7 protein-coding genes are annotated in these 8,956 nt (G+C 61.3%); 2 read left to right on the plus strand and 5 right to left on the minus strand.

What is annotated here, in order from left to right:
• Window positions 1-284 precede the first annotated feature (284 nt).
• The 4 genes from B7L09_RS27165 to B7L09_RS27185 all read right to left on the minus strand — a co-directional run bounded on the left by B7L09_RS27165 (window position 285) and on the right by B7L09_RS27185 (window position 5,336).
• Window positions 285-1,958 carry a bifunctional protein-serine/threonine kinase/phosphatase gene (locus B7L09_RS27165; protein ID WP_094471458.1) on the minus strand — a complete coding sequence of 558 codons (1,674 nt, stop codon included), beginning with the start codon at window positions 1,956-1,958 and terminating at the stop codon, window positions 285-287.
• 7 nt (window positions 1,959-1,965) lie between these two features.
• Window positions 1,966-3,177: a nitrate/nitrite transporter gene (locus B7L09_RS27170; RefSeq protein WP_094471459.1), complete on the minus strand. Its 1,212-nt coding sequence runs from the start codon at window positions 3,175-3,177 to the stop codon at window positions 1,966-1,968.
• Window positions 3,178-3,533: 356 nt separating this feature from the next.
• A complete protein-coding gene (locus B7L09_RS27180) occupies window positions 3,534-4,109 on the minus strand; it encodes an ANTAR domain-containing response regulator (RefSeq protein ID WP_094471460.1) in 576 nt (191 codons plus the stop codon).
• A 15-nt stretch (window positions 4,110-4,124) separates the two neighbouring features.
• On the minus strand, window positions 4,125-5,336 hold the full coding sequence (locus B7L09_RS27185) for a CmpA/NrtA family ABC transporter substrate-binding protein (RefSeq protein ID WP_094471461.1): 1,212 nt from the start codon (window positions 5,334-5,336) through the stop codon (window positions 4,125-4,127).
• Window positions 5,337-5,569: 233 nt separating this feature from the next.
• Here B7L09_RS27185 and B7L09_RS27190 point away from each other — a divergent pair, with 233 nt between their 5' ends.
• On the plus strand, window positions 5,570-6,589 hold the full coding sequence (locus tag B7L09_RS27190) for a quinone-dependent dihydroorotate dehydrogenase (protein ID WP_094471464.1): 1,020 nt from the start codon (window positions 5,570-5,572) through the stop codon (window positions 6,587-6,589).
• Window positions 6,590-6,894: 305 nt separating this feature from the next.
• On the opposite strand, the gene rmf is transcribed toward B7L09_RS27190, so the two are convergent.
• A complete protein-coding gene (rmf, locus tag B7L09_RS27195; RefSeq protein WP_002553055.1) occupies window positions 6,895-7,110 on the minus strand; it encodes a ribosome modulation factor in 216 nt (71 codons plus the stop codon).
• Window positions 7,111-7,639: 529 nt separating this feature from the next.
• Here rmf and rlmKL point away from each other — a divergent pair.
• Window positions 7,640-8,956: bifunctional 23S rRNA (guanine(2069)-N(7))-methyltransferase RlmK/23S rRNA (guanine(2445)-N(2))-methyltransferase RlmL (gene rlmKL, locus B7L09_RS27200; RefSeq protein WP_094471462.1), on the plus strand; the 1,317-nt coding region annotated here is incomplete at its 3' end.

An 8,956-nucleotide genomic window follows, 5' to 3' on the forward strand; every position in this document is an offset into this window, starting at 1 on the left:
CCCTTCGACGTTGAAGGCTGGGCTTTATGTCTGTTGGGAGAGGTAATGCAGTGGTTGTGCCAAGTCGTTCAGGGTTCGGCTTTAGTGGGTTCTGAGCAGGATTTCAGGATCAGATTCACTGTTTTTCTGCACCGATTCGAGGCGGGCCGCCCGGTCTTGGCGCATGTCGAACCTGTGGCGAGGGAGCTTGCTTCCGCTGGGCTGCGAAGCAGACCCAAACATTCTGCGACCGCTGCGCGGTTGAACGGGCGCAAGCTCCCTCGCCACAGTGGATCTGGTTCGAGTCAGGATGAGTGAAACACCAAAACCAGCAGCACCAGGTTCACCACCAACGACACCAGCGCCAACGTCCGCCAGACCTTTAACGGCTCGCGCTCCAGCAGCGGTCTGGGCCGCACACTCAAACTGCGCCGCTCGCCCTGTTCCAATAGCAGCAACCATTCCTCCGTCGTTTCAAAGCGCTCACCCGGATCCGCCGCCACCGCGCGCTCCAGGCTTTGCGCGATCCAGTCCGGCAGGTCGGGGCGATAGCGGCTGGCGCTGACGGGCTGGGTGAAACGGGGTCGTTGGAAGGCTTCGATTTCGCCGTAGGGGTAATGCCCGGTCAGTAGGTAATACAGNGTCACACCGACGGCGTACAAATCCTGTTGCGGTGTCGGAGCCTCACCGGCAAAGGCTTCCGGCGCGATGTAGCTCGGCGTGCCGGGCAAGGTCGTGGGTTGATCTTCTGAAAGACCGGGGCAGTAGGCGAGGCCGAAATCCAGCAGGCGCAGCTCGCCGTCGTCGCCCAGCAACAGATTCTCCGGTTTGATGTCGCGATGAAGAATCTGCCGGCGATGCAGCATGCCGACGGCCTTGAGCAGACGTTCGGCCAGATCCTGCCATTGCGCCAGCGGCAGCGCGGCAACCCGTTCGTGCAGATGCGCCAGAGTGGAGCCGGAATATTCGCGCATCACGTAATACAAATGCTGACGCTGACTGGCGGCATGGACTTCAGGAAAATGCCGTCCGGCCACGCGCTTGAGAAACCATTCCTCCGACAGCAATGCCTGCCCGGCGAGGTGATCGTCGCGCAGTGCAGCGGGCAAGGTTTTCAGCAGCCAGGGTTGTTGCTGGCTGTCGCGAACCCGATAGAGCAACGATTGCTGGCTCTGGCCGAGAATCCCTTCGACCTGCCAACCCTCGAACGTCTGGCCCGGTTTCAGCGCGGGTGGCAGCGGCCATTGCTGCAGATGAATCAGCGCATCGCCGATGCTCGTTTCACCGAGGGCATCGACCCGCACCAGCAGGGCGCTGGCATTGTCCTGGCTGCCGGCCAGATGCGCTGCGCTGACCAGGGTTTGCGCAGCGCTGTGCAGGTCCGGTTGGTCGCGCAGAATCGCCGCAATGGCCGTGTCGCCCAGCACCGCCCAGATGCCATCGCTGAGCAGCACAAAGCTCTCATCGAGGCGAAGTTCACCGTCGAGAAAGTCCAGGACCAAATGCTGATCGAGCCCCAGCGCACGCTTGAGCACATGCTGCATGCCCGGTTGGTCCCAGACATGATCTTCGCTGACCCGTTGCAAGGTGTCGGCGTGCCAGCGATAAACCCGGCAATCGCCCACATGAGCCAAGGTAAAACGCCTGCCGCGCATGACCAAGGCACTGACCGTGGTCAGCAGCGGTTGCCCACCACCATTGGCCTGCAACCAGCGATTCTGCGCCAGCAGCAGGCGATCCAGCGCTTGCGCGACACCCCAGGTTTCCGGGGTGGCGTAATAGTCCAGCGCCAGGGCCTGCAAGGTCGAACGGGCGGCGAGACCGCCATCGGCGCACTGGCTGACCCCGTCGGCGATGGCGAACAGGTAACCCTTGCTCGCCGCCAGCGCCGGGGCCGGAGTGACCAGGCGCAGGGCGTCCTGATTTTCCTCGCGAGGGCCAATGGCGCTCGCTTCGGCAAAACTCAGTTGCAGGCTCATTGCGGTCTCAGACCCGGGCAGCGGTCACGGCGGCCGAGCCCCAGGTGGTTCTCCAGCGACGTTTGACGCCGTGCAGGCCAAACCAGGCCACCACGCCGAGGCTGGCGAACAACCACAGGGCCATCTGATAACTGCCAGTGCTTTGTTTGATCGCACCCATACCCGCAGCGAGGGCGAAGCCACCAATACCGCCGGCCATGCCGATCAAACCGGTCATCACACCAATCTCGCGACGAAAACGCTGCGGGACCAATTGGAACACTGCGCCGTTACCCGCGCCGAGGCCGAGCATGGTGCAGACGAAAAGCGCCAATGCAGCGTAGGAACTTGGCAGGTTGAAACCCACCGCGGCGATGCAGATTGCNGCCACGCTGTACATGCCGAGCAGGGTACGAATCCCGCCGAAACGGTCAGCCAGGGCGCCGCCCAACGGACGCATCAGGCTGCCACCAAATACGCAGGCGGCGGTGTAGTAGCCGGCGGTCACCGGGCTCAGGCCGTATTGGTCGTTGAAGTAGCCGGGCAGGGCGCTGGCCAGTCCGATAAAGCCGCCGAAGGTCACGCTGTAGAAGAACATGAACCACCAGCTGTCGCGGTCGCCCAGGGCCTTGAAGTAGTCGGACATGGACTTGGCTTTCGGCCGCTCAGGGGCGTTTTTGGCCAGCCAGGCAAACACGATGAGGGTCAGGATCAGCGGGATCAGGGCGAAGCCGAATACGTTGCTCCAGCCGAAGGCTGCCGCGAGCACCGGGGCGATCAATGCGGCAAGCACGGTGCCGGAGTTACCGGCGCCGGCGATGCCCATGGCCTTGCCTTGATGCTGCGGTGGATACCATTGCGAGGCCAGCGGCAGCGCGACGGCGAATGACGCACCGGCCATGCCGAGGAACAGTCCCAGCACCAAGGCTTGTTCATAACTGTGAATGCCGAGTTTCCAGGCACCGAACAGCGCACAGATGACGATCACCTGGCCGATCAGTCCGGCGGTTTTTGGCGACAGGCGATCCGCCAGCAGGCCCATGACAAAGCGCAGCACGGCGCCGGCCAGAATCGGCGTCGCCACCACCAGGCCACGTTGCTGGGTGGTCAGGTGCAGGTCGGCGGCGATCTGTACCGCCAGCGGGCCCAACAGGTACCAGACCATGAAGCTCAGGTCGAAATACAGGAACGCGGCAAACAATGTCGGGGTATGGCCAGATTTCCAGAAGCTTGAATTCATCGCGCACCTCAGCTGTAGGGAGTCTCGAGAAGGAGTCAGGAGCTTGCAGGTGGGGCGCCGCCTCGGCCGCACCACCGGCCCCGATCTCTGGGGCCAAAACGAAAAAACGCCGCCACCCGATTCGCCATGGGCAAATGAGGTGAGCGACGTCTTTGTCGTAGGTGGGGCAACCGCCGTTGGTTACCTGTAGTGATTGCTTAGCGAGATCTGTGCCAACAGGTGAAACCGCGTCGTGGCCATTCGCGGGCAAGCCTCGCTCCTACGGGTTTTTTGGTGAGTTCAGAGGGTGTGGGCGACACAAGACCTGTAGGAGCGAGGCTTGCCCGCGAAGGCGTCTTCATAGGCTCCGCAAGGCTTCAGCCAAGCAATTCACTCATGGTAATAATCTGCTCCGCCACCTGGATCAGTTTCTGTTGGCGGCTCATGGCCTGGCGGCGCATCAGGGTGTAGGCCTCTTCCTCATTGCAGTGCTTCATTTTCATCAGCATGCCTTTGGCCAGCTCGATGCGTTTACGCTCGGCCAGTTGCTGATCCCGGGCCTGGAGCTGCGCGCGCAGGGCCTGGTCGCTTTCAAAACGCGCCATGGCCACGTCCAGGATGGGCTGCAGGCGTTGTGCGTGAATGCCTTCGACGATGTAGGCACTGACCCCGGACTTGATCGCCTGGCGCATCACATTCGGGTCGTGCTCGTCGGTAAACATCACGATCGGCCGGGGTTGGTCGCGGCTGACCAGCACCACTTGCTCCATCACATCGCGGCCGGGCGACTCGGTATCGATCAGGATCACGTCCGGTCGCACCGTTTCGACGCGCGCAGGCAGGTCAATGGTCAGACCTGATTCGTCGATCACCTCGAACCCGGCTTCGGTCAGGGCCGCTTTCAGGCGACCGACTTTCTTCGCAGTGTCGTTGATCAGCAGGATACGCAACATATTCGCAGTCTCCTGTCAGCGGCTGGCGAGAAGGGGCGAGCTTTCGCTCATGGCGTGCAGCTTGAAACTGCGGGCATAGCCGGTCGGGTCGGAGCCGTCCCAGATTTTGCCGTCGATCAATTGACTGCTGCGCATGTCCTCACCCTCGGCGGCAACACCGACTGCGCCGGCGGCCTCACGGTACACGTCCAGTTGCTGGACCTCACGGGCCACGCCGAGGTAATCCGGGTCGTCGCGCAACAAGCCCCAGCGGCGGAACTGTGTCATGAACCACATGCCATCGGACAAGTACGGCACGTTGACCTCACCGCCCGCATGGAAGCGCAGCGCGTGCGGGTCCTGCCAGCGATTGCCGAGGCCATCGGCGTAGTCGCCGAGCAAGCGCGGTTCGATGCAATCGAGCGGTGCGTCAAGGTATTCGGGCGCGCTCAATAGCTTCGCGGTGCTGCGGCGGTTTTCGCTGCTGTCTTCGATGAAGCGGCTGGCTTCGAGGATCGCCATCACCAGCGCCCGGGCGGTGTTCGGGTACTGCTCGACAAAGGCGCGGGTGCAGCCGAGGACTTTTTCCGGGTGATCGGGCCAGATGGTCTGGGTCGTTGCCAGGGTGAACCCCTGGTTTTGCTTGACTGCGCTGGCGCACCAGGGCTCTCCGACGCAAAAGCCGTCGATACGCCCGGCTTGCAAGTGCGCGAGCATCTGCGGCGGTGGCACCACCACGCTATTCACATCTTGCAATGGATGAATGCCTTGGCTGGCCAGCCAGTAATACAACCACATGGCGTGGGTGCCTGTGGGAAATGTCTGGGCGAAGGTCAGCTTTGTTCGGCTTTGGTGCACGTGACGGTCCAGTGCTTCAGGACTGGTCACCCCCAAGGCCTGCAAACCATGAGAAAGGTTGATGCTCTGGCCGTTCTGGTTCAGGCCCATGAGCACCGCCATGTCGGTCGGCGCCACGCCGCCGATGCCCAGGTGCACGGCATAGACCAGCCCGTACAGGCTGTGGGCGGCGTCCAGCTCACCGCTGACCAGTTTGTCGCGCAAGTTGGCCCAGGACGACTGGCGCTTGAGGTTCAGGGTCAGGCCGTAAGGCTGCGCGAAACCCTGCGTGGCCGCGACCACCACCGAGGCGCAATCACTCAGGGCCATGAAACCGAGGTTGATTTCAGTCTTTTCCGGGGCATCGCTGCCATTGACCCAGGCCAGTGGGCCCGCTGTGGTTTCATTCATGGTTAAACACCTTCCAAAAAAAAAGCGTCGTACCGGGCTGCTTGCCAGGGGCAAGGCCAGGTGACGACGCCTTTGTCTTTCGACTCATCCCGCCGTTGGCATGAGTGCTGATGTCAGTGACGGTGCAAGGCATATGCCATCGCCCGTTGATTTTGTCGCGCGCCTCGCTTGCGACACCGATGCCCGGCTATAATCGCCGCCTCATTTCGCCGCCATTCGAGTCAAAACCGCCCATGTACACCCTGGCCCGTCAGCTGTTGTTCAAACTCTCTCCGGAAACCTCCCACGATCTGTCCCTGGACTTGATCGGTGCNGGCGGGCGNTTGGGCCTCAACGGTTTGCTGTGCAAGGCGCCGGCGAAAATGCCGGTGAACGTCATGGGCCTGGAGTTTCCGAACCCGGTAGGTTTGGCGGCCGGTCTGGACAAGAATGGCGCGGCCATCGACGGTTTTGCGCAACTGGGTTTCGGCTTTGTCGAAATCGGCACCGTGACGCCACGGCCGCAACCGGGCAACCCTAAGCCGCGCATCTTTCGTTTGCCGGAAGCCGAGGCGATCATCAACCGCATGGGCTTCAACAACCTGGGCGTTGATCACCTGCTGTCGCGGGTTCAGGCAGCGAAGTACAAGGGCATTCTCGGTATCAATATCGGCAAGAACTTCGATACCCCGGTAGAGCGCGCCGTCGATGATTACCTGATCTGCCTGGACAAGGTTTACGCCCACGCCAGCTACGTCACGGTCAACGTCAGTTCACCCAACACCCCGGGCCTGCGCAGCCTGCAATTCGGCGATTCGCTCAAGCAATTGCTGGCTGATCTGGCGACCCGTCGCGCAGAACTGGCGTTGCGCCACGGCAAACATGTACCGCTGGCGATCAAGATCGCGCCGGACATGACCGATGAAGAAACCGCGCAGGTCGCGCAAGCGTTGATCGAAACCGGGATGGACGCGGTGATCGCCACCAACACCACCCTGAGTCGCGTAGGCGTCGAAGGCATGGAGCATGGTGACGAGGCGGGCGGTCTGTCCGGCGCACCGGTTCGCGACAAGAGCACCCACACCGTGAAGGTGCTGGCAGCCGAACTGGCCGGTCGCTTGCCGATCATCGCGGTAGGCGGCATCACCGAAGGCAAGCACGCCGCCGAGAAGATTGCGGCGGGCGCGAGCCTGGTGCAGATCTACTCCGGCTTCATCTACAAAGGCCCGGCGCTGATTCGCGAGTGTGTCGACGCCATCGCGGCCCTGCGCTGAACCCTGTGTAGGAGCCGGCTTGCTGGCGATAGCGATCTTTAGGACGCCATCGCCAGCAAGCCGGCGAAGCAGTCGTCAACGAGGCCGCCGATCTAACTGAATATCGGCGGTGANTGGCGATAGCGATCTTTAGGACGCCATCGCCAGCAAGCCGGCTTCTACACAGGGAATTGTATTTCGGCGAAAAGCAGGCATAAAAAAGGGCTCCTCGAAGGAGCCCCTGGGCCGGAGCCCGCCGCCCGGATGGGGCGTGCGTGTTAAGTCGTTACGTAATCAGATTGTCGTGTCGGATTAAGTGCCCTGTGTTAGCCGACGGCGTGAAGTTCGTTGAGTCTATGTATCCCCGCAGTGCCGGTCATACCGTCCCAATTGTCGCCGCGTCCTTCTCGCCAGCCGTTGATCCAGGCTTGGCGTACCGACGGTAGAGTAAATGGGCAAAGCTCACGGGATTTGCCATGAACGCCATACTGATATCCGCGTAAAAATGCTCTTTCCAACGGATCACGCTTAAGTCTTCTCATAGGGTGTTTCCCTCACTTGTTGACTGTATTTATCGCGTCGACCTCAATTGAGGTCTGGCAGAAAAACTCCTGCCGTTGGGGCTCGCTGCCGGCGTCGCGAGCCAAGGTGTTGACGTCGTTACGGCGCCAACCTGTGTTGAGTTCTAACCAATAGGTCACATGGATTNAATGATCGTTTTGTCATAAGAACGTAACCATAAAGATGCTAAGGCCATAAGTAACACGATGTTTGTCCCGTGTTTATTGGCCAAAGCCCTGTATGATCGGCCCCCCACAGAATGATGGGGTTAATCCTTTGTGAGAATCGCTCCTGTTAAGCAAGAGGACTATTCGACGAAGGGTCGACTTATGACATTTTGTTGCATCAACTTTTTTATCTGCCTGTGCATCTAAGCTCTTCTAACCTGAGCAGCACAGGTGGGACGGCACACCTTCGTGCCACGCGGGCGCTCTTTTAGAAAAGCGCCTGATTGAAAACCGGGCCGGCAATGCGTTGCCGGTTCACTTAGCTAAAGGCTCTGAAATTCCAATGTCCGATCAATTCGAAATCTTTCTCACTTGCCCCAANGGCCTCGAAGGCCTGCTGATCGAGGAAGCCGTCGGGCTTGGCCTTGAGGAAGCCCGCGAGCACACTTCGGCCGTGCGCGGCATGGCCGATATGGAAACTGCCTACCGCCTGTGTCTCTGGTCGCGCCTGGCCAACCGCGTATTGCTGGTGCTCAAGCGCTTCCCGATGAAGGACGCCGAAGACCTGTACCACGGCGTGCTGGATATCGAATGGGCTGACCACATGGTCTCGGACGGCACCCTGGCGGTAGAATTCAGCGGTCACGGCTCGGGCATCGACAACACTCACTTCGGCGCCTTGAAAGTCAAAGACGCCATCGTCGACAAACTGCGCACTCCGCAGGGCGATCGTCCGTCCATCGACAAGCTCAACCCGGACCTGCGCATTCACCTGCGCCTCGACCGTGGCGAAGCGATTCTCTCCCTCGACCTGTCCGGCCACAGCCTGCACCAGCGCGGTTATCGCTTGCAGCAGGGCGCGGCGCCGCTGAAGGAAAACCTCGCGGCAGCGATCCTGATCCGTTCCGGCTGGCCACGCATTGCGGCCGATGGCGGCGCACTGGCTGACCCGATGTGCGGTGTCGGCACGTTCCTNGTNGAAGGCGCAATGATCGCCGCCGACATGGCGCCGAACCTGCGTCGCGAGCAGTGGGGCTTCACCGCCTGGCTCGGCCACGTGCCGGCGCTGTGGAAAAAGCTCCACGAAGAGGCCACCGAACGCGCCGCCGCTGGTCTGGCCAAGCCACCGCTGTGGATTCGCGGTTACGAAGCCGATCCGCGCCTGATTCAACCAGGCCGCAACAACGTCGAACGTGCAGGCCTGAGTGAGTGGATCAAGGTGTACCAGGGCGAAGTCGGCACCTTCGAGCCGCGCCCGGACCAGAACCAGAAAGGCCTGGTGATCTGCAACCCACCCTACGGCGAGCGCCTGGGTGACGAAGCCAGCCTGTTGTACCTCTACCAGAACCTTGGCGAGCGTCTGCGCCAGGCGTGTATGGGTTGGGAAGCGGCGGTGTTCACCGGCGCGCCGGACCTTGGCAAGCGCATGGGCATTCGCAGCCACAAACAGTATTCGTTCTGGAACGGCGCGTTGCCGTGCAAATTGCTGCTGATCAAGGTCAACCCGGACCAGTTCGTCACCGGCGAGCGCCGTACCCCGGAACAGCGTCAGGTGGAACGTGAGCAGGCAGAAGTCGAAGTCGCCGACAACGACGTAGCACCCGGCAAGTACGAGAAGTACAACAAGAACGGCAACCCGATCAAACCGGCCCCGGTGGTG

The organism is Pseudomonas mandelii, from assembly GCF_002251635.1.
Lineage (GTDB): Bacteria > Pseudomonadota > Gammaproteobacteria > Pseudomonadales > Pseudomonadaceae > Aquipseudomonas > Aquipseudomonas mandelii_B.

What these genes read in the sequence shown, in the direction of transcription:
- B7L09_RS27180 (WP_094471460.1), bottom strand. Translation starts at nt 4,109, where the DNA reads ATGTTGCGTATCCTGCTGATCAACGACACTGCGAAGAAAGTCGGTCGC.
- B7L09_RS27185 (WP_094471461.1), bottom strand. Translation starts at nt 5,336, where the DNA reads ATGAATGAAACCACAGCGGGCCCACTGGCCTGGGTCAATGGCAGCGAT.
- rmf (WP_002553055.1), bottom strand. Translation starts at nt 7,110, where the DNA reads ATGAGAAGACTTAAGCGTGATCCGTTGGAAAGAGCATTTTTACGCGGA.